The sequence below is a fragment of the Arcicella gelida genome, from assembly GCF_034931025.1.
GTDB classification, from domain to species: Bacteria; Bacteroidota; Bacteroidia; order Cytophagales; family Spirosomataceae; genus Arcicella; species Arcicella gelida.
Genome location: NZ_JAYGIL010000020.1, coordinates 73,529 through 93,570, shown reverse-complemented (window position 1 = coordinate 93,570; position 20,042 = coordinate 73,529). Strand labels below are relative to the sequence as shown.

The window sequence follows — 20,042 nt, the reverse complement described above, 5'->3', positions numbered from 1 at the left end:
ACTGTAGTGTTTAATTGAATTGATGTATGTATTGCTCAAATGTCTGAGGTAGAGATGATTTTGAAAATAGGTGCCTGGCCATAACTAACACCTGTGGTTTTAGATTGTCTATCTAAAATTCTCTTTACCTCCTTCATTGTCCTATTTTTAATTTGCTCCCAACTAGCACTAATATTATCGTTAGAAGTACACTCATAAAAGGCTTTCCTAAACATTTGCTGAAAAATACTGCCAGACTCCACACTGTATGAATATTCTCCTCGCTCTGCAGCACAAATTAATATTGTCTTTCTAACATTAGAAGCTCCAAAATCCCAAAATAGTTTTTTAACTAAATCTTCATCTGTTGGGTTGGCAGTATTAGGAATCTGCGACATACCTTGAATAAAATTATTGCAACAATCTGCAAGGATAAACCTTAATCTAGGATTACAAGCTCCAATCATTGCGTTAAGTTTATTCATGGCTAGTACTTCGCTTCCAAACGAAAATCGTGGAAAAATTTCATCTCCAAAATTTGCACCATGTCCAGAAAAATAAAAGGCAATTCCACTATTTTGTGGTTGATTTTTAGTAATATCTCCTATTTTATTAATAGCTTCAATCAAATGTGTTGGCGTAAAACTTGCATTTAAAAAAGTATGAACTTGAACGTTCATCCCTGCCATTTCCCCTTTAGATCGGAAAAAGAATTCCATTGCTCTAAGATCAGCTAATCTATCCTTTTTTCTACTTTCTTGGCTTAAATCAACTGCTAGTAACACATTTAAAATTGGTTTCTCAATTTGTACACAGTCTTTCGGTTTACTCAAAAAAGTAAATAACCCTAACCCCGATAACTTCGAAAGGAACATTCTTCTTTTCATAAAAATTTCTTTCTATTTCAATGTATTTGTTTTACAATAGTATCCGTTGGAAACATTTGTCTTAGATAATTTATTATAAGTCCGTGGGCAACATCAAAATCTTCTTCTTTATTCAAATCATTTCCTACAAAACGCCAAACATCACAATCCAAACAAATTAATACTTGAACTATTTGAGTACCTTTTTTAAACTCTAATCCTAGAATTGGTGTAAACGTGCAATTTTTCATCAAGTTATCAAAAGCGTAATTTCTATCAGAACAAATTATTTCCTTCAAACTAATTACTTCATTTTGTGTAAGCGATACTCCTTTTTTTCGGACAGTATAACCAGCAAAGGTATCTCCATCATGTTTAAATGGATAAAGAAGAAATGGAGTAACCTGTTCAGCTTGTATAATGGTTTTACTGGCGTTCGTTCCTAAAAAATGTCTAAGCTTATTGTAGCCCTTAAATACTTCAGAAGTAGAATCTGTATTTTCAAATATATCGTTATGATTGATACCTACTATTATATTGTCTCTAAATAAAAGATTACTATTCGTCCATCCAGTTTGATAAAAGGAAATCCCCAAAAATAGAATATTTAATACTATTATTTTCATGAGAGCATACGAAGTACTTGGGGAAATTAGAAAGAATTTTAAGAGCAAAATACTTTCGCAATAGTGTATAATAGAATATAAAAACAATTTGTAAAAAATGAATGTCAATTACATTCACTATTGTATTTACATAAATAAAGATACCTAATTTCTCCACAATTATCCGCTAAAAAACAATTCATTGTAATATCTTTAGCGTCTTATTACTTTCACCCAACATTAGTTATGCAAATCGATTTAAAATTTCTTCAAGAAACGTTTGGAAATGTTTTTGAAAGTGAGTTACTCAAGGAGTTGGCTCTAACTGGTAATTTCATGACGGTTGAAGAGGGGTTTGTCTTGATACGTCCGGGTGGATATATTCGTTCTGTGCCAATTATTTTGCAAGGTTCCATCAAAATTCTTAGAAATGATAGTCAAGGACGTGAAGCACTTCTATATTATTTGGGTGGAATGGATTCATGTGCGCTTTCTCTTACTTGTTGTCTTGACCGAAAAGTAAGTGAAATCACGGCTATAGCCGAAGAAAAAACGACCTTAATCAGTGTCCCTGTCGATAAAATTGAAGAATGGATTACTAAATATTCCTCTTGGAAGCATTTTGTTTTTGCTACCTATCAAAAAAGATTTGAAGATTTACTGAATGTTATTGACGATGTTGTGTTTCATAAACTAGACGAACGCCTCATCAAGCTTCTTCAAAGAAAAGCGAAACAAAGCGGAAATAACATTTTTAACATTACTCATGAAGAACTAGCGAATGAACTTGCAACTTCTAGGGAAGTGATTTCTAGGCTTTTAAAGCAATTAGAAAAGCTTGGAAAAGTAAAGCTTTCGAGAAATAAAGTAGAACTCTGTTAAAATACAGGTTTCTATGTAACATTTATCACGGTTTGTTGTATTATAAAAACTGACATTTGTAGCATCAATTTATAAACAAAGAAAATTTATGAAAATGTTTGATTTTTTTAATGTAAAAAAGAGCTACGAAAATGTATCTGCGGATACTTTTAAAAAATTATTTAATGAGCATCCCAATGGTGTAATTTTAGATGTTAGAACCAAAGAAGAGTATAAGCAAGGTGCTATCAGTGGTGCAGTAAATCTTGATTTGATTGGTGGAACTTTCAAACAGGAAATTGCTAAAATGGATATAGACAAAACTTATTTTGTGTATTGCAGAAGTGGAAATAGAAGCGGACAGGCCTGTAAATTGATGGCAGATTTGGGTTTTAAAAAACTATACAATCTTTCGGGTGGCATCATGAATAGTACATTTTAAGATTATAACGATGGAAAATATATTTAAAAATTGGAGTGCTTTGAGAATAATCCGTCTGTTGATGGGAATCTACATCATCGTAGAATCAGTCAGGGAACATCAAACTTTATTAGCGTTATTGGGTGGTTTTTTTATATATCAATCCGTCATGAATACTGGTTGCCCGATGGGAGCCTGCGAAGTAAAACCCAAAAATAACCATCGAAATTCAGCGACTGAAACGGTAGATTTTGAAGAAATTAAATAGTTTTAAGAAAATGGAAAAGAAAGAAAGCTTTTCAGAAATAATTCAAGGTTCGACACCTGTTTTGGTAGATTTCTTTGCTGAATGGTGTGGCCCTTGTAAAACAATGTCGCCAATTTTAAAAGACTTTGCTAGCCAAATGGGCGACAGAGTGAGAGTTTTGAAAATCGACGTAGATAAAAGTCCAAGTACCGCAGCAACTTATCGTATTCAGGGTGTACCAACCTTGATTTTATTTAAGAATGGAAAAATTGTTTGGAGACAATCGGGTGTAGTACAAAAACAACAATTAACACAAATCGTCAATCAATTGTCACACCAAGCTTAGTTATTCGTTCTCAAAAAATAACAATTAACGGTTAATGGAAAAATACTTTGAAGCCTTTTACATGGGATATGCCAATTACTTCATGTACGTTTTGAACGAAATTTTACATCCAAACTGGCATAATTACTTTTATTGGCTCATTGCTATTTCTTTTTTTGTTTGGACATTGGAAATTGTTTTTCCTTGGCGAAAACAACAGGCAAGAATCCGACATGATTTTTGGTTGGATGTGTTCTATATGTTCTTCAATTTTTTCTTGTTTTCGTTGGTTGTCTATAACGCTGTTTCTGATATAGCGGTTCTGGCTTTCAAAGATTTTTTAGGGCTTTTTGGCATCCAAAATCTTGTCGCTATTCAGGTAGGAAGTCTCCCCTATTGGATACAATTGTTGATTTTATTGGTTGTCAGGGACTTTGTGCAATGGAATATTCATCGATTATTACACCGTGTTCCTTTGCTTTGGGAATTTCATAAAGTACACCATAGCGTTGAAGAAATGGGTTTTGCAGCTCATCTTCGCTATCATTGGATGGAAACCATTACTTACAGAAGTCTAGAATATATTCCTTTGGCAATGATTGGTTTTGGCATTGATGATTTTATCATCGTCCATTTATTTACGTTGACAATTGGGCATCTCAATCATGCCAATATTTATTTGCCTTTAGGGCCATTCAAATATATTTTGAATAGCCCGCAAATGCACTTGTGGCATCATGCAGAAGAATTGCCAGAAGGTTATCCAAATGGCGTCAATTTTGGCATTACACTCAGTATTTGGGATTACATATTCGGCTATGCTAAAATTCCTTACCAAGATAGTAACCTGAAATTGGGCTTTCCTAAAATTAATACCTTTCCTAAAAAGTTTTGGGATCAGGTAAAATATCCATTTATAAGAAAAAACCAACAAAAATAGTTTTACTGACTGGTTTACTCTCATTCAATTACTTTCCCCTCCGTTCAATAACAATTATCATTATTTCAATAAAAATATTAAATATTTTGGTGATAAAATATTTTTTTGTACTATTGTATCATAATGATAAAATAATATCCATAGGCATCCATTAGCGATGTTTTTATTAACAAAACGACAATCAATCAAAAACACAATAATACATTTTATTACTATTAATCCGATAATTACATGAACCAAAGAAGAGACTTTCTCAAGAAGATGGGATTGGCAAGTGCTGGCTTACTGATGGCACAATCAGATTTGCTCGCTGCACGTTCCTTTGCAAAGCCTAAGCAAATCGGCTTGCAATTATATACGCTTCGTGAAGAATTAGCGAAAGATGTGAAAGGAACTATCAGTAAAGTATCAAAAATTGGCTTCAACCATGTTGAAACTTTTTTTAATTACACAGGTGATGCAAGCAAAGATTTATTCTGGAATTTAAAAGCGACTGAGTTAAAACAATTATTATCGGATAATAACTTAGTAAGCCACAGTGGGCATTATCAGTTGAATGATTTCCTTACGCCCAACAACGGAAAGGATGATGCACTAAAAACTCAAATTGAACTTGCAGTTGCTTTAGGTCAAAAATATTTAGTTGTGCCAGTACCTCCGTTTGGTTTAATCGACAAAATGACTTTGGACGATTATAAGTTTATGGCAACGCAATTTAACAAAGCTGGAGAACTTTGTCATAAAGCAGGTTTACAATTAGGTTATCACAATCACTTCTGGGAATTCAAAGTATTGCAAGATAATAAATCAGGCTATGATGTATTGCTAGAAGAAACCGACCCAGCTTTATTGAGTTTTGAATTAGATTTATTTTGGACAGTAAAAGCAGGCAAAAATCCCGTTGAATTGTTCAAAAAATATCCAAAACGTTTCGTGATGTGGCATGTAAAGGACATCGACAAGCAATTTGCCAAAGCGGTGTATCCTGATGCGAACAAAAAAGGTATTTTTGATACTTTACGTGAAGTAAAATTTACAGAAGTAGGAACAGGTGCAGTGAATTTCAAAGAGATTTTCGCTCATAACAAAGACCTTGAATATATTTTTGTTGAACAAGACCAAATTTATAGAGAGGACAAATTTGAAAGTATTAAAATGAGTTACGACTATATCAAAGGAAATCTTATTTAAGGTTTGAAAGCAAAAAAGCATGTCATCAAGAATGACATGCTTTTAATATTATTATCCAATTTTATTTAATACTTACTCTAAATTTCCAACCAAAGTAATAATTGAACGGGCTGGAACTGTAATCTTTTGTTTAGTAGAAGTAGATGGCAAAGGCTTTAAATCTGCATCTTTAGAAGTAATATAAGCTTTTACTGTACTTACTTTCACATTTGAAAGTGTAAGATTCACATCAACAGGATTAATATCTGAGTTGATAACAACGGTAATCAATTGTTTTTGAGCAAGGTCTTTGTAAGATGAAACTTGGAATAAATTATTCTGAGTATTTTCATTTTCAACCGTTGTAGCAATGCGTTCTGCATTCGGACGAACAAAACGACTAAAATTACCGAAAGCCCAAAGCATTTTACTGGCACTAAAGTTTCCGTCTGTTTTATTTTTGTCAATATAAATCAATCCGTCTTTATAATCATAAGGAGAAATTGATAACCACCAATGCCATGCCGTAGCATTACCATTCACTAAATCGTTGTGAATGGTTCTGGCAACATACAAGGCTGGGTCTATCCCAAGGTCTTTTTTATTGCCATCCATTTCACCAGCATTATCACCCAAAATACAATATTCCGACATCCAGTATTTTAGGTTAGGAATCGTCGCAACACTTTCAGATAACAACTTTCTTTTATCACGAGCTTGTATAAAAGGAGAACTTGTAAAATAACTATGACCCGAAATAGCTTTTTCAAGATTCGGTAAATTTCCCACATAATTTGAAGAACTTGCTTCAAAAAAATCTGTGATTTGATAACCCTTCACTAGATTATCTTTCGCATATAAAAAGTTTAATTCTCCCGCTTCTGCAATATTAATTTTAGTGGAAAGATTCGCTTTTAATAAACTAGCACTCAACGAACGAGTAATACCTGCAATTTCTGTATTGTTAAAAGGAGTACCTTCTTGTCCGCCATCGCTCCACTCCCATTGTGGCTCGTTTACTGGACTTACGTAGTTAAACAGGATTCCAGTTTTATCTTTCACTCCTTTGATAACAGTTGCCAAAAAATCAGCAAAAGTATCAAATTTATCAGCACTTAGGTTCGACTTACCGTTACTTGCATACGCTTTTTTATTGACAGTAAATTGAATCGGTGGTGAATTGGTAAACGCTAAAAAGTTTTTTACATTTCTTTGTTTAGCAGCATTCAGAAACCAAATTTGTCCAGCCTGTCTATCCCAATGATAACTTCCATCATTATCCAAAAAAGATTCTACTCTTCTCCACTCATCTCTGATACCACTATCGTCGCCAACAGCGGCACTTCCTGCTCCAATATTAAATCGCCATAACGATAAACCTACTCCTTTTGGCTGTCCGTTGGCAGTTGTATCCTGACTGAATAATAAATCTGCAATACCATTTTTTTTACTTTCAGGCCAGTTCCCAACAAATTGACAAGACCACGCATCCGAAGCCCCAAAATGTTCAATGGTTTGAAAGGTTTTTGCAGCGTCAATGCTAATGTTTACTTGTTTGTTTGTAGGAGTTTGTACATTATCTGGCACTACTTGTGCTTTTGTACAGCTAAAAAGTAAAAACAGAAAAGTATAAGCCATTAGCCATCTTCTCAGCAAAAAAGACTTGCTTACTTTAAAGGATGTTCTTATCATGTTTTCGAGGTATGTTTGTTTGAATGAAAAGATAGAATGAGATTCCAATATAAAAAGAAACCCTTTCATTCAATTGAATTTAAATGAAAGGGTTCTAAGATTAATAACCGCTCGTTTGTGTTAATTTTCCATTCGAAGCTTGAATTTCTGCTCTTGGAATTGGCAAGAAATTATGTTTCTCTTCAAAATGACGACCCGATAAGGCTTCTTTTCTATTGTAAGTAAGCGTGTTCCCATTTCTTACTACTTCAATACCATAAGCAGGAACATTTTCAGTAACATTGGCAATTTTCCAACGACGAACATCATAATAGCGGTGTTCTTCAAAAGCTAATTCTACTTGACGTTCACGACGGATTACTTCACGCATTTGCGCTTGTGTTAAACCTGTTTGAAGTGCTGGCATATTTACACTTGGTCTTTTTCTGATAGCATTAACGGCATCGTAAACACTTTGGTCTGGCCCAACCGCTTCGTTTTGTGCTTCTGCGTAGTTTAACAGAATTTCAGCATATCTGAAGTAAATCCAAGGCTGAGTACCTGCAACATCCCAAGGGTTATCAATCGGCAAATTATCATTCATGAATTTCTTTAAATAATAACCAGTCTTAGAAGTATTCCAGTTTGATGGCCCATCTTTACTGTCTTTTCCCCCTGGTAAATACGATTGAACAGTATTTGTTCTGTAAGAAGCGTTATTATAAAGAATCGTCATATAAAAACGTGGGTCACGATTGGTATATGGGTCTTGACTATTATAACCAGAAGTTGGTTCAGTAATCGGTTTACCATTGTTCATTTCGTAAGCATCTACCATGTTTTGTAAAGGCACGTTTCCACCCCAACCGCCGTAGCTATTTGGTGCATTTGAAATTTCTAAACATACGTGACGAGCGCCTTGCGTATATAATCTTTCAAAAATGATTTCTGGATTATTTTCTGCCGTTAAAAATAGCTTATCATAACCATTTGTATAAAGGCTATATTTACCCATATCCATTACGTCTTTGGCTGCTTTTGCAGCAGCTTGCCAGTTGCCACTATTATACAATGGACTCGCTGCGTACAATAACAAACGAGCTTTTAAAGCCAATGCAGCTCCTTTTGTAGCTCTTCCCAACTGCCAATTATTACCATTATCTCTTGGTAAAAGCGTACTTGCTTCATCTAATTCAGCTACAACGTAATCAATACAATCTTTGATAGATGATTTCGTATAAATGTCAGCATTGGCTAAATCTTGTCCTAATTCAAGTACTTGATCTTTCATCAAAACCACACCGCCATAATTACGGATAAGATCTTGATAACGGAAAGCTCTTAAAAACTTCAATTCACCTTTCAATCTATTTTTCTGAGTAGCACTCATCGGTACTTTATCAAGGTTTGATAAAGCATAATTAATATCACGAATACCACGGTAACTTCTTCCCCAAATTGTACCCGCAATTCCAGTGTTTTCTGGTGCTAATTGTCCTCTTTGTACTAACCAAGTATTATCATCATTATTGTAGATAGACTCGTCGGTCAATGAAGACCATAAGGCATATTCAAAACCTCTACCAAAACCCGGAGGAGTACCTTCGGCTTCTTTTTCGGTAAGTCGCACACCAACATAACGGTTAATAACATAAGATTCAAACAATGAGGAATCTGAAAGAATAGACGCATCAGATACTCTATCGGTTGGTACTACATTCAGAAAATCATTTTTACAAGCATTTACAGACAGGAAAATCCCTGTGGCAATGACAAATATTGATATTATTCTTTTTGATTTCATGGTCGATAATTTTAAATATTAAAACTTAACATTTACACCGAGATTGATAATTCTCTGTTGTGGATAGAACTGTCCACTGCTACTGTTTCCTTCAGGGTCATAATCTTTTACGCCTGTAAGTGTCAGCAAGTTGAAAGCATTCGCATAAATACGTACTTGTTGTAATTTTATCGAACTTAACAATGTTTTTGGAAGCGTAAATCCAATCTCAACATTTTTCAAACGAACAAAAGAGGCATCATTCAACCAGAAAGTATTATTGTATAAACCACCATTGATAGATGATGAAGCTCTAGTATCTACACGTGGATAAGTACCATTTGGATTCGATGGACTCCAACGGTTATCAGCCCAACTACTGTAGAAATTTCCTACTTGTCCAGATTCAGGCAAAACGTATTGACTTACGTTCGTTTGTCCAGAAACAACACAAGAAAAATCGAAGTTTTTATATCCTGCATTAAACACTACACCATAAGTAATTTGTGGTACGTTGCCGTATTCGGTTCTGGTTTGGTCATCAGCCGTAATTTTTCCGTCTTTGTTATAATCTTCCAAAATTAAATCTCCCAATTGCGCTCCCGCAACGTGAGGATAAGAATCTAACTCAGCTTGAGTTCTGAAAATACCGATTGATTTATACAATTGATAAGTATAAAGTGGGCGACCAGTCTGACGTTGATAATCCAAAGCACCCGCAGCTTCGTCAATAAAAATTACTTTACTTTTAGCATAAGTAAAATTAGCTGAAATGTTATATCTGAATTCACCAGCATGGCTATAACCCAAACTTGTTTCAAAACCACTGTTGTTTACTTTACCGATGTTCTCGTCAGGTACTAAAGTTCCTGAACCATAAGGGTTTACAATTCCTGATACGTTAGGAATCGAAGCATTTCTGGTAGCAAGAATATTTGAACGTTGTTGTTGGAAATAGATAAATTCTAAAGAGATATTTTTGAAAAACGTTGTATTCAATCCTAAATCCATCTTTTTCGCTGTTTCCCAAGTAATATCTGGGTTAGCTAATTTCGTCAAATCAATCCCTGGATGAATTGTATTCGCACCAATCACGTAATTATTACTGAACGAGTAATTGTTATAATATTGGAACTGACCAACGTTATCATTTCCTAACGAACCATAAGAAGCTCTTAGTTTTAAATCATTTACTTTATCAGTTTTAAACCAAGGCTCTTCAGAAACTCTCCAACCTACCGATACCGAAGGGAAGAAACCATATTGTTTTCCTTCAGGGAAAATTGAAGAACCATCAACACGCATCTGCACCTCTGTAAGATATTTTTCATTGAAATTATAAGCGATTCTACTGATATAACTTTTTCTAGTAAAGTTGTAGCTACTTCCATAATTGTTTTTGTCGGTTGCAGCTGCACCACCTTGCGATAATTCAGGCGTTGAAACAGTAGGATAATTGATTCTTGAAGCACCAAATCTTTGTTGTGAATTTTTACTTTGCTCGTAAGCTACAAACGTAGAAAGATTGTGTTTACCAGCATGTAATTCATAATTCAATTTGATATTTTGAACCATCGAAGAAGTATTTGTTTCATCTTGGCTCAAAGTTGCAGCACCAGCAGAACCACCTGTAATTACTCTATTATAAACGTTATTGTTTTTGTCATAAGAATATAAAGGATACGGAGTACTGAATGATTTTGAGAAATTATAAGATCTATCAGCTGAATAGAAACCGTCGATACTTACTCCTTTTACAAAAGGAAGTTTATAACTTGCTCTTAAAATACCATTAAAAACAGTAGTTGGGTTCGAATTAATTCCGCCTGCTGAAGTACCTAAAACTACTGGGTTATTATTTTCAACACCTGTTGATGGCAAGCCATTTGGATATACCGAAACAACGGTTGGATAAGCTCTATAAATAGAACGGAAAACATTTCCAGCACTTGACGTTGGATATTGTCTGTCTTCCTGACGACCCGCCAATGATAAACTTACTTTGAAATTATCCGTAATATTAGCTTCAACGTTCGATCTGAAATTATACTGTTTGTACTGCGTAACGCCATTTCTGTATAAACCATCTTGGTAAATTGTTCCAAGTGATAAATAATATTTAGTGTTATCCGTTCCACCATTGATACTTAAACTGTGCTGATTTTGTAAAGCAACACTTTTCAATGTTTCTTTTTGCCAGTTGGTATTTGGGTAATTAATTGGGTCTGAACCATTACCAAATTTAGTGATTTCATCTGCACTATAATGCTGATTCATTCCACCTGCTGGATTATTGTAATAATCAATTTCGTTCAGAATGGTTGCATAAGTAGCTGCATCAGCCAATTTTGGTAAACGAGTAGGTGAACTCAACCCTTGATTAAAGCTGTATGAAATCGTTGGTTTCCCTTTTCCTCCTTTTTTAGTCGTTACAAGGATTACTCCGTTTGCCGCTCTACTTCCATAAACAGCCGCCGAAGCATCTTTCAAAATTGAAATACTTTCTACGTCATTTGGGTCTAAACGCTCTAAACCACCAATTTGTCCGGGTACTCCATCCACTACAATCAATACATCATTATTTCCCGTTGAAGCAAAACCTCTTACCGTATAGCTTGAACCGTCATAACCAGGTTCTCCGCCTCTGTTGTTTGCCACAAAACCAGAAAAACGACCAGCCAAAGAGTTTGATAAATTGGGCTGTGGACTTTTCACAATTTCAGACCCTTTTACTTCAGAAACCGAACCCGTTAAAGTTACTTTTTTCTGTGTACCATAACCTACAACCACTACTTCTTCCAATGAGCGAACATCCACTTTCATGCTAACGTCAACAACTATACGCTTTCCGATAATTTGCTCTTGTCTGTCGTAACCTACAAAGCTAAAAACCAAGGCTTCAGCATCATCTGGTACGGTAATAGAATACTTACCATTGCTATCTGTTGATGTTCCTCTTTGAGTTCCTTTGATGCTAATATTTACACCTGGCAAAGGTTCTCCTTTTTCCGAATCAACTACTTTTCCAGTAATGGTACGTTCTTCCTTTACTAAAATGTCAGAAGTAATGGGGTCTTCATTAATAAACGAAACCGAAAGCGAGGGATTGGCATTTAAAATAATTTGTCCGCCCAATACTTTATAACCTACATTCATAGGTTTCAAAAGTGCTTCTAATACTTCTGATAAACGTTGTTCTGAAGAAGTAATATTTAACTTTCTGTCTGCTTTAATTGCCTTTGAACTGTACACAAATTTCACTTGAGCCTGCTGTTCAATCTTCTCAAGCACGTCTCTAAGTTTTATGTTTACTGCTTTTATTGTAATGGATTTATTCATGAATTCTTGTGCCTTGGTATCAAAGCCATAAGAAAAACTTGTAAAGACCATCGCCAAGGCAATTTGTATTACCGAAATTTTCATAGCAATCAGTAGCATCCTACTGTTTTGTCGATTTTTTTTCATAATTTGGACTGTTTTGTTAATTTTTCACATTTTTAGCATGACAATATTTGCCCATCGCTCTCTCAGAGCGTAGGTAATTCCTAAGGTTTGGCAATGGTGCGAACATTGCTAGACCTTTTTTCATTTTTATTGATGTTTACTTTTTCATATCGGTTATTTATTGGGGATTTATTTGATTATTGTTTTGGATTGAAAATATTAATTAAAATTAAAGAGAGTCACAGCCTTGTCCATTGATGAGGATTACTGTTCCCTTGATTTCATAATTTCCATTAATTGCCGTACAAATAATTTCTAATTGTGTATGCAATGGCTGTTTTCTGATGTCTGCCGTAAACGGACAATCGTATAATTTTTCATTTTCTACTTCAATACGAATGCCGTAAATCATTGAAATTTTTTCTAATACTTCCGAAAGTGGCGTATCATGAAATTCAAAAAGATTTGCATTGTCTTGCTCAGCAGCAATTTGTGGTTGAGGATTATCAATCAAACCCGTCACAAAATGATGTTGTCCTTCATAAAAAGTAACTTTATGATTTGGAGACAGTACAACCCCACTGTTTGGTTGCGTATTTTTCTCAAAAACGGAAACTTTACCTGTCATTACTTCAACTTGTACATTGGTTTCTTTGTTAGGTGCTTTCACAAAAAAACTTGTTCCTAATACTCTGGTGACAATCTCTCCTGCATGTACTAAAAAAGGCTTATTAGGATTTTTTGCAATGTTAAAAAAAGCATCGCCCGTTAAATACACCTCTCTTTTATCTGTTTCAAATTTTGCTGGATAACTTACTCTACTATTTTGATAAAGTGTAATTTTACTTCCATCACTCAGTTTTACCAATAAAGGTTTTTCATCCTCATTAATTTTTTCAATTAATTGTATTTTAGAAGATGCCACCATTGCTTCATACATTGGCTCAGAATTACTTACTTTATTATACTTTTGGAAAAACAGCCAAGAAAGCCCTAAACCAATAGTTAATACTGCGGCAATTTTAATCCAATTTGACCAAGGTAATCTTTTAGTTTTTGTTTTACTTTTTTCTTGTAAATCAATTTGCTGAATCTCATCCATCATTACTTTCACATGGCTTTCAACCTTTGAAGATGAGATTTCTTTAAACGGTTTTACTTTGATAGCTAAAATCAAACTTTTAGCTTCATGAAATATGCGTTCTTTAGACGGATTGGCTATTAGCCAAGCCTCCCAAAAAGCATTATTTTCTGCATTGGGTTTTTTTACCCATTGCAAGAAATACTCATCCAGCAAAAAATCTTCTATTTCAAAATTATGATATTCTTTCATTTCCATATTATCAAACTCAACACATACGCTTTATTGATAATATGCAAGTAGCTATTGGTATCTACTGTAATAATTATAAAATTTTATAAAAAAATATAATTAAATGTTTATTAATAGTTTACATCTATCTTGCAACTAACTTGTAATCAAATAATTATACAAAAAAAATGAAGCTTTTTGAAGTGCAAAAAAATATATAATTTTAAAATGAAATTATATAACACGCCAAGCAAAAAGTAGTAAAATGCAATTTACATACTCGTTTGGCCATTCTGTTCTGAGTTTACGGAGGGCTTCGTATAATAAATTATAAACCGACTGACGGTTCACGCCAAGTACTTCAGCAATTTGTTCGTTACTCAGGTTTTGGTAGAATTTTAAGTAAACAGCTTCCTTTTGTCTTTTCGGCAATTTATTCAAAAGCATTTCCATTTTTCCGATTTGCTCGCTTGAATGCTCTTGTTCTATCAGTTGAGTTTCCACCGAAAAATCTACCATAAAATGATAATCATCCGAAGCTTCTTCATGTTGAGCAAACCACTTTTTATACTCTCTGAAAATTCTTCTTCTAAGTGATTTCAACAGATAATATTTCACAAAATCTGTTTCGCCAAGTGTAGCACGACGAAGCCAAATTTCCATAAAAACATCTTGAATACAGTCTTTGATATAATCTTCATCAGGTACTAATCGAATTCCATAATTAAAAAGTACTTTATAAAAATCAAGCATTAGTGCTTCAAAAGCAGTTTCATCACCACTTTTGATTTTTAACCAAAGCGTAATCGCATTGGCATCTAAAGAGCCTTCATTTAATGGAATATTTTGCTGATAAATCTTCATTAATAGTAACTACGCTTTCATTTAAAGCTTCAGTTGGAGGAGAAATAGTTACTCAAAACTGATATATTTAATTGTACAGATATAAAAAACAAGGAGAATAATTGGGGAAAATACTCAATAAAAACACCTTTTAAATCTTTAATGAGAACCATCTTGCCTAAATTACACTTCATTTCTAATTGACAAATCTAATTAAAAAAAAATTATAATAATTATTTTCTAATAATAAATAGTATTTATTCTTGTTTTTAGGGTTTTGATGCGTTTTTTGTGTTTTTTTAGAAGACCCATTCGGCAATATTTTACTTTATCTTTCAATAAAATTGTTGATGATTTAGGTGTAAATGGACTGGCTTTTTGAAAAGAAAGTACCTAACATTGATTTTGAACAAATCATGAGGTATAAAACAAAGTTCGACTTGCCCTTCAAGAACAAGTCGAACGAGTAAGAAATGAAAAGCAATATTTTTTTTACCATTTAAAATGTAAAAACGATACTCCTTGTCTAGGAAGTTTCATTTTGATTTGGGTTTCGCCATTTTTAGGCGTTATCCATTCTGGCGAAGTAAGTAATTGTAATTGTCCAGCTTTTTCGAGTATCGTAATCTGTTCTGCGGTAGGCTGTTTAGGTGAACCCATCGCTTTCCAAACTTCATAAGCATTGCTATTTTCTTTATCAATACGGTAATGTAATAAGGCTACTTTGCCAGTTGGTAATCCTTTTATTGATATTTCCACTGGAGCATCTGGAGCAGGCACATTATCGTCATGATAATTCCATACCATTACTCCTGCTGAGTTTGTACTTTTTGAAGCCAAAGCATTGATGTCGGCAGCCTCTCTTATACTTTGGTCTCTAACTTTTTTGAAATCATAAGCCAAATTTTGCTTTACTTCTACACGATTTCCTTCCATCATTCCAAACATACGAAATACATTTAGTACAGGTTTATCAACGCCATTAGTCGCTAAATCTCTGAAACCACGAAACCACGCTTGATCTTCAAATTCAAATGACCAAGAAACAGCACCAAGTAAATTTACACCTCTAGCTTCTGCCAATTCGTATTTTCTAGCAAATGAAGCGGCTGTATAACTAGAATACATTGTTCCGTTACGGTAAGCATTTTGCGGATGTAAATCTTCTGAACAAGCAGCACAACCTTCTGGGTCTGATTCTCCGATGATAATCGGTAATTTCTTTAAACTTGGATATGATGCCACAATTTCAAAGCCTTTGTCAAGGTCACGAAGTTGTGTACCCATGTTCATTTGTACATGTCCGTCAACTACTTTTGGTCCACCTTTGGCATGATAAGTAATAAAATCAATTGGAGAACCCGTTTTGCCAGTTACATAGTTTTTACCTTTAGTTACATGATCTAAAAAAGTCTTTAAAAAAGTCGCAGACTTATCCCAAGATGGTCCAGTTACTTCTGGTCCGCCGATTTTGGCACTTGGTAAAGCACGCTTCACAGCGTCTGCCGAGTAATCGTACAATTTTATGTACTCCTCGGTTGTACCTTTCCAGTAACCAATATTCGGCTCATTCCAAAGTTCCCAATACCAGCTTTCTACTTCTTTTTGTCCGTATTTCGCCACAGAATGTTTTACCCATTGATAAACAAGCTCAGCCCATTTATTATAATCTTTTGGTGGATATGCCCAACCTGTATAGATGTCGTTATAGTTATCTCCTGGTTTCCAGTAATGACGATATGGCGTTGGGTGACTTGAAAGTGCTTCTGGCATAAAGCCAATTTGAGCGATAGGTTTCATGCCACGTTCGATAAAAGTATCAAAAATTTTATCAACGATAGTCCAATCGTAAATAGGATTGCCATTGGCATCTTCGGTATAAGCATTCGTAGAACCCCACTTCAAAGCAGCCGTTCCATCACCCGTTACCAATAAGCTGTGTACTCTTACATAAACTGGTACTTTACTTAATTGTGAGATTTCAGTCAGCAATTTTTTACCATCTTTCATATAAGTATAATTGGGTTCATCGTAACCAAACCAAGCCCATATTGGTTTCATGGGTGCTTTCGTTTTAGACAAATCGACCTGAATTGACACAAGGTTTTGTTCTTGCGCAAATAATGGAACAGACATTGCTACAAATTGGGCTGCCAACAACAGCCATAATGATGTTTTTTTCAAGAGCATTTTATTAATTTAAAAATGTTAATTTTTGGACTAAACGAAAATATCTAAATAATGTACTTCATCAGAAATTGGCATAATCCCATGTTTCTGCAAACAATTGAAATATAGACTATCGCCTGTTTTCAAATGGTAATCAATCTCGCCAACCGTCATTTTCATTTCCCCACTGATAATATAAATAAACTCTTCGCCTTCATGCTGCAAAAGATGTGGCTTTACTTCTCCTTTTCGAGCGACGAACAACATGGGTTGCATTTTTTTCTGATGATATTCTTGCCCAAAAGGATAAAAGAAATAACCTTTTTCTGTTTGTCTGAGATTGTCCTCGGCTTTTTGTTTGGTCGTGACTATGGCATTTAAAAAAGCTTCGGTTTCTAATAAGCTTGAAATATTAGTTCCCAAAGTATGAGCAATTTTAATCAATGCCGCTACCGAAGGTACTGTTTTGTTATTTTCAATTTTAGAAATCATACTTTTAGACAATTCACTGCCATCTGCTACTTCTTGTAAGGTTCTTTTTTGATTCGTCCTCAATATCCGAATGCGGTCTCCGATATTCATTGTATTTGATTCCTCTGTTGCCATAATTTTCAACTTTGTTTACCTTTATGTTATATTGTTTCCTTTAATTCAACATAGTTGAATACAAATATATGCTAGAAAACATTAATAATACAAGCTGTTCTATTATTATTTTAAGTACTGAACAGAACGATTTAGCTTAAAAAGAGAGCATTTACCTTTTATAAAAAATATACAGTGGCATTTTTTCACAAAAGACTTTACTTATATTCTTCTTGCGAAAAAATTATCAAGAAACACGCTTATCCTTTTAAGCATTAAAACAGTTAAAATACTGAAACACCTATACAATCAACTTCCTGATTAGCAATCTTATAATGAAACATTATACATTTTCATTTTTCAAAAAAAGCCAATATATAGCTTTTTACTATAATGATATAAAAACTATCAATTTGATTTATATTCCTATTTCCTGTAATTTTGAAGAATAAATATTAAAAATTTAATATATAATCTTTGATATTTTATTTATATCTTAAAGTTTAAAAGTTGAAGTATTAAAATCATCATTATATTAATTAAAAAATAAACAATGGAACAACACTCATCTTCTAACGCATCACACAACGGTTCTAATGGAGAAGCCAAATGCCCATTTCATCATGGAGCAGCAGCACCAGTTAAACAAAGTGCTGGTGGCGGAACAAGAAATCAAGACTGGTGGCCAAATCAGTTAAGATTAAATATTCTTCGCCAACACTCTTCATTGTCAAATCCAATGGGTGGTGATTTCAACTATGCAGAGGAATTCAAATCGCTTGATTTAGCTGTTTTGAAGCAAGAAATCTTCGCTCTGATGACTACCTCTCAAGATTGGTGGCCAGCAGATTATGGTCATTATGGCCCATTTTTTATTCGTATGGCTTGGCACAGTGCAGGTACATATCGTATCGCTGATGGTCGTGGTGGTGCAGGTGCTGGTACTCAGCGTTTTGCTCCTTTAAATAGCTGGCCAGATAATGGAAACTTAGATAAAGCTCGTTTGTTACTTTGGCCAATCAAACAAAAATATGGTAGAAAAATATCTTGGGCTGATTTAATGATTTTGGCAGGAAATTGTGCTTTAGAATCAATGGGCTTTAAAACTTTTGGTTTCGGTGGCGGACGTGAAGATGTATGGGAACCAGAAGAAGATATTTATTGGGGAACTGAAGGAAAATGGTTGGATGATAAACGTTACTCTGGCGACCGTGAATTAGAAAATCCATTGGCAGCTGTACAAATGGGACTTATTTATGTAAATCCAGAAGGCCCAAATGGAAATCCAGACCCACTTGCAGCTGCTCGTGATATTCGTGAAACATTTGGTAGAATGGCGATGAACGATGAAGAAACTGTTGCTTTAATAGCTGGCGGACATACATTTGGTAAAGCTCATGGTGCAGCTGACCCAAGTAAATACGTTGGTCCAGAACCTGCAGCTGCAAGCATCGAAGAACAAGGTTTAGGCTGGAAAAATACTTATGGTACAGGAAACGCAGGCTATACCATTACAAGTGGTTTGGAAGGTGCTTGGACGACAACCCCAACAAAATGGAGTAATAATTATTTCTGGAATTTATTCGGTTACGAATGGGAATTAACGAAAAGCCCAGCGGGTGCGCATCAATGGATTCCAAAACATGGCATGGGTGCTGGTACTGTTCCTGATGCACATGACCCATCGAAACGCCATACTCCAATCATGTTTACAACAGATATAGCTTTGAGAATGGATCCGATTTATGAACCAATATCAAGACGTTTTCATGAAAATCCAGATGCTTTTGCTGACGCATTTGCTCGTGCATGGTTTAAATTAACACACCGTGATATGGGACCAAAAGTACTTTACTTGGGCAATGAAGTACCAACGGAAGAATTAATTTGGCAAGATCCAATTCCAGCAGTTACGCATGAATTGATTGATGCTGATGATGTTACGGCTTTGAAAGCAAACATTTTAGCTTCTGGTTTATCTGTATCTGAATTAGTATCAACGGCTTGGGCTTCGGCTTCTACTTTCCGTGGTTCTGATAAACGTGGTGGAGCAAACGGCGGTCGTCTTCGTTTAGCACCTCAAAAAGATTGGGCAGTAAACAATCCAACTCAACTGGCGAAAGTACTTCAAACGCTTGAGAGTATTCAAGGAGAATTTAACGATATTCAAACTGGTGCGAAAAAAGTTTCATTAGCAGACCTTATCGTTTTGGGCGGTTGTGCAGGAATCGAACAAGCAGCAAAAAATGCTGGCTATGAAATTACTGTTCCGTTTACAGCAGGACGCACGGATGCTTCGCAAGAACAAACAGATGTTGATTCATTCTCAGTACTTGAGCCAAATGCAGATGGTTTCCGTAACTATACAAAGAAAAAATATACCATTTCAGAAGAAGAAATGTTGGTTGATAAAGCACAATTATTAACCCTTACAGTTCCTGAAATGACAGTACTTGTAGGTGGTATGCGTGTATTAGATACAAATTTCGACCATTCTCAACATGGAGTATTTACCAAAAATAGTGGAGCATTAACAAACGATTTCTTCTTGAACTTACTTGATTTGGGTACTACTTGGAGAGCAGCTTCTGACTCGCAAGATGTATTTGAAGGTCGTAATCGTTTTACTGGCGAACTTAAATGGACAGGTACTCGTGCAGATTTAATTTTTGGTTCAAACTCAGAACTTAGAGCTATTGCAGAAGTTTATGGTTGCACTGATTCTCAAGAAAAATTCGTGAAGGATTTTGTTGCAGCTTGGACTAAAGTAATGAATCTTGACCGTTTTGATGTAGTTTAATACTTTAATTTTCCGTAACAC

Annotated in this window: 16 protein-coding genes; 7 read left to right on the top strand and 9 right to left on the bottom strand. The window is 34.7% G+C overall.

From position 1 onward, the window contains the following. Positions 1-35: 35 nt before the first annotated feature. Positions 36-866, bottom strand: coding sequence for a caspase family protein (locus VB776_RS15730; protein WP_323697711.1), 831 nt, complete (start codon positions 864-866; stop codon positions 36-38). A 17-nt stretch (positions 867-883) separates the two neighbouring features. Next, on the bottom strand, positions 884-1,471 hold the full coding sequence (locus VB776_RS15725; RefSeq protein ID WP_323697710.1) for a hypothetical protein: 588 nt from the start codon (positions 1,469-1,471) through the stop codon (positions 884-886). A 225-nt stretch (positions 1,472-1,696) separates the two neighbouring features. On the opposite strand from VB776_RS15725, the gene VB776_RS15720 reads away from it, so the two are divergent. The 6 genes from VB776_RS15720 to VB776_RS15695 all read left to right on the top strand — a co-directional run bounded on the left by VB776_RS15720 (position 1,697) and on the right by VB776_RS15695 (position 5,435). Further along, positions 1,697-2,332, top strand: coding sequence for a Crp/Fnr family transcriptional regulator (locus VB776_RS15720; RefSeq protein WP_323697709.1), 636 nt, complete (start codon positions 1,697-1,699; stop codon positions 2,330-2,332). 94 nt (positions 2,333-2,426) lie between these two features. After that, a complete protein-coding gene (locus tag VB776_RS15715) occupies positions 2,427-2,753 on the top strand; it encodes a rhodanese-like domain-containing protein (RefSeq protein ID WP_323697708.1) in 327 nt (108 codons plus the stop codon). Positions 2,754-2,763: 10 nt separating this feature from the next. Beyond that, entirely contained in the window at positions 2,764-3,000 is a 237-nt protein-coding gene (locus tag VB776_RS15710) for a hypothetical protein (protein WP_323697707.1), read from the top strand. A gap of 10 nt (positions 3,001-3,010) precedes the next feature. Continuing rightward, positions 3,011-3,325 carry a thioredoxin gene (trxA, locus tag VB776_RS15705; protein ID WP_323697706.1) on the top strand — a complete coding sequence of 105 codons (315 nt, stop codon included), beginning with the start codon at positions 3,011-3,013 and terminating at the stop codon, positions 3,323-3,325. 34 nt (positions 3,326-3,359) lie between these two features. After that, on the top strand, positions 3,360-4,244 hold the full coding sequence (locus tag VB776_RS15700) for a sterol desaturase family protein (protein ID WP_323697705.1): 885 nt from the start codon (positions 3,360-3,362) through the stop codon (positions 4,242-4,244). Positions 4,245-4,475: 231 nt separating this feature from the next. Continuing rightward, on the top strand, positions 4,476-5,435 hold the full coding sequence (locus tag VB776_RS15695; RefSeq protein WP_323697704.1) for a sugar phosphate isomerase/epimerase family protein: 960 nt from the start codon (positions 4,476-4,478) through the stop codon (positions 5,433-5,435). 72 nt (positions 5,436-5,507) lie between these two features. Here the strand turns inward: VB776_RS15695 and VB776_RS15690 are convergent, their stop codons facing one another. From VB776_RS15690 to VB776_RS15660, 7 genes are all read right to left on the bottom strand, one after another. Next, positions 5,508-7,106: a glycoside hydrolase gene (locus VB776_RS15690; protein ID WP_323697703.1), complete on the bottom strand. Its 1,599-nt coding sequence runs from the start codon at positions 7,104-7,106 to the stop codon at positions 5,508-5,510. A gap of 100 nt (positions 7,107-7,206) precedes the next feature. Continuing rightward, on the bottom strand, positions 7,207-8,889 hold the full coding sequence (locus VB776_RS15685; RefSeq protein WP_323697702.1) for a RagB/SusD family nutrient uptake outer membrane protein: 1,683 nt from the start codon (positions 8,887-8,889) through the stop codon (positions 7,207-7,209). Positions 8,890-8,907: 18 nt separating this feature from the next. After that, the gene (locus VB776_RS15680; RefSeq protein WP_323697701.1) at positions 8,908-12,333 is read right to left on the bottom strand and encodes a SusC/RagA family TonB-linked outer membrane protein; all 3,426 of its coding nucleotides are present in this window, start codon (positions 12,331-12,333) and stop codon (positions 8,908-8,910) included. 208 nt (positions 12,334-12,541) lie between these two features. Continuing rightward, on the bottom strand, positions 12,542-13,645 hold the full coding sequence (locus VB776_RS15675) for a FecR family protein (RefSeq protein WP_323697700.1): 1,104 nt from the start codon (positions 13,643-13,645) through the stop codon (positions 12,542-12,544). Positions 13,646-13,858: 213 nt separating this feature from the next. Then, positions 13,859-14,488, bottom strand: coding sequence for an RNA polymerase sigma factor (locus VB776_RS15670; protein ID WP_323697699.1), 630 nt, complete (start codon positions 14,486-14,488; stop codon positions 13,859-13,861). A gap of 471 nt (positions 14,489-14,959) precedes the next feature. Next, positions 14,960-16,603, bottom strand: coding sequence for a GH39 family glycosyl hydrolase (locus VB776_RS15665; RefSeq protein WP_323697746.1), 1,644 nt, complete (start codon positions 16,601-16,603; stop codon positions 14,960-14,962). Between the two features lie 84 nt (positions 16,604-16,687). Then, positions 16,688-17,242 (bottom strand): helix-turn-helix domain-containing protein, encoded by a 555-nt coding sequence (locus tag VB776_RS15660; RefSeq protein WP_323697698.1) that lies wholly within the window; start codon positions 17,240-17,242, stop codon positions 16,688-16,690. Positions 17,243-17,774: 532 nt separating this feature from the next. Here VB776_RS15660 and katG point away from each other — a divergent pair. Beyond that, positions 17,775-20,021, top strand: a complete 2,247-nt coding sequence (katG, locus tag VB776_RS15655; protein ID WP_323697696.1) for a catalase/peroxidase HPI — start codon at positions 17,775-17,777, stop codon at positions 20,019-20,021. Positions 20,022-20,042: the final 21 nt, after the last annotated feature.

Coding starts and splice junctions, on each gene's coding strand:
- VB776_RS15730 (WP_323697711.1), bottom strand. CDS start 866: ATGAAAAGAAGAATGTTCCTTTCGAAGTTATCGGGGTTAGGGTTATTT.
- VB776_RS15725 (WP_323697710.1), bottom strand. CDS start 1,471: ATGAAAATAATAGTATTAAATATTCTATTTTTGGGGATTTCCTTTTAT.
- VB776_RS15720 (WP_323697709.1), top strand. CDS start 1,697: ATGCAAATCGATTTAAAATTTCTTCAAGAAACGTTTGGAAATGTTTTT.
- VB776_RS15715 (WP_323697708.1), top strand. CDS start 2,427: ATGTTTGATTTTTTTAATGTAAAAAAGAGCTACGAAAATGTATCTGCG.
- VB776_RS15710 (WP_323697707.1), top strand. CDS start 2,764: ATGGAAAATATATTTAAAAATTGGAGTGCTTTGAGAATAATCCGTCTG.
- trxA (WP_323697706.1), top strand. CDS start 3,011: ATGGAAAAGAAAGAAAGCTTTTCAGAAATAATTCAAGGTTCGACACCT.
- VB776_RS15700 (WP_323697705.1), top strand. CDS start 3,360: ATGGAAAAATACTTTGAAGCCTTTTACATGGGATATGCCAATTACTTC.
- VB776_RS15695 (WP_323697704.1), top strand. CDS start 4,476: ATGAACCAAAGAAGAGACTTTCTCAAGAAGATGGGATTGGCAAGTGCT.
- VB776_RS15690 (WP_323697703.1), bottom strand. CDS start 7,106: ATGATAAGAACATCCTTTAAAGTAAGCAAGTCTTTTTTGCTGAGAAGA.
- VB776_RS15685 (WP_323697702.1), bottom strand. CDS start 8,889: ATGAAATCAAAAAGAATAATATCAATATTTGTCATTGCCACAGGGATT.
- VB776_RS15680 (WP_323697701.1), bottom strand. CDS start 12,333: ATGAAAAAAAATCGACAAAACAGTAGGATGCTACTGATTGCTATGAAA.
- VB776_RS15675 (WP_323697700.1), bottom strand. CDS start 13,645: ATGAAAGAATATCATAATTTTGAAATAGAAGATTTTTTGCTGGATGAG.
- VB776_RS15670 (WP_323697699.1), bottom strand. CDS start 14,488: ATGAAGATTTATCAGCAAAATATTCCATTAAATGAAGGCTCTTTAGAT.
- VB776_RS15665 (WP_323697746.1), bottom strand. CDS start 16,603: ATGTCTGTTCCATTATTTGCGCAAGAACAAAACCTTGTGTCAATTCAG.
- VB776_RS15660 (WP_323697698.1), bottom strand. CDS start 17,242: ATGGCAACAGAGGAATCAAATACAATGAATATCGGAGACCGCATTCGG.
- katG (WP_323697696.1), top strand. CDS start 17,775: ATGGAACAACACTCATCTTCTAACGCATCACACAACGGTTCTAATGGA.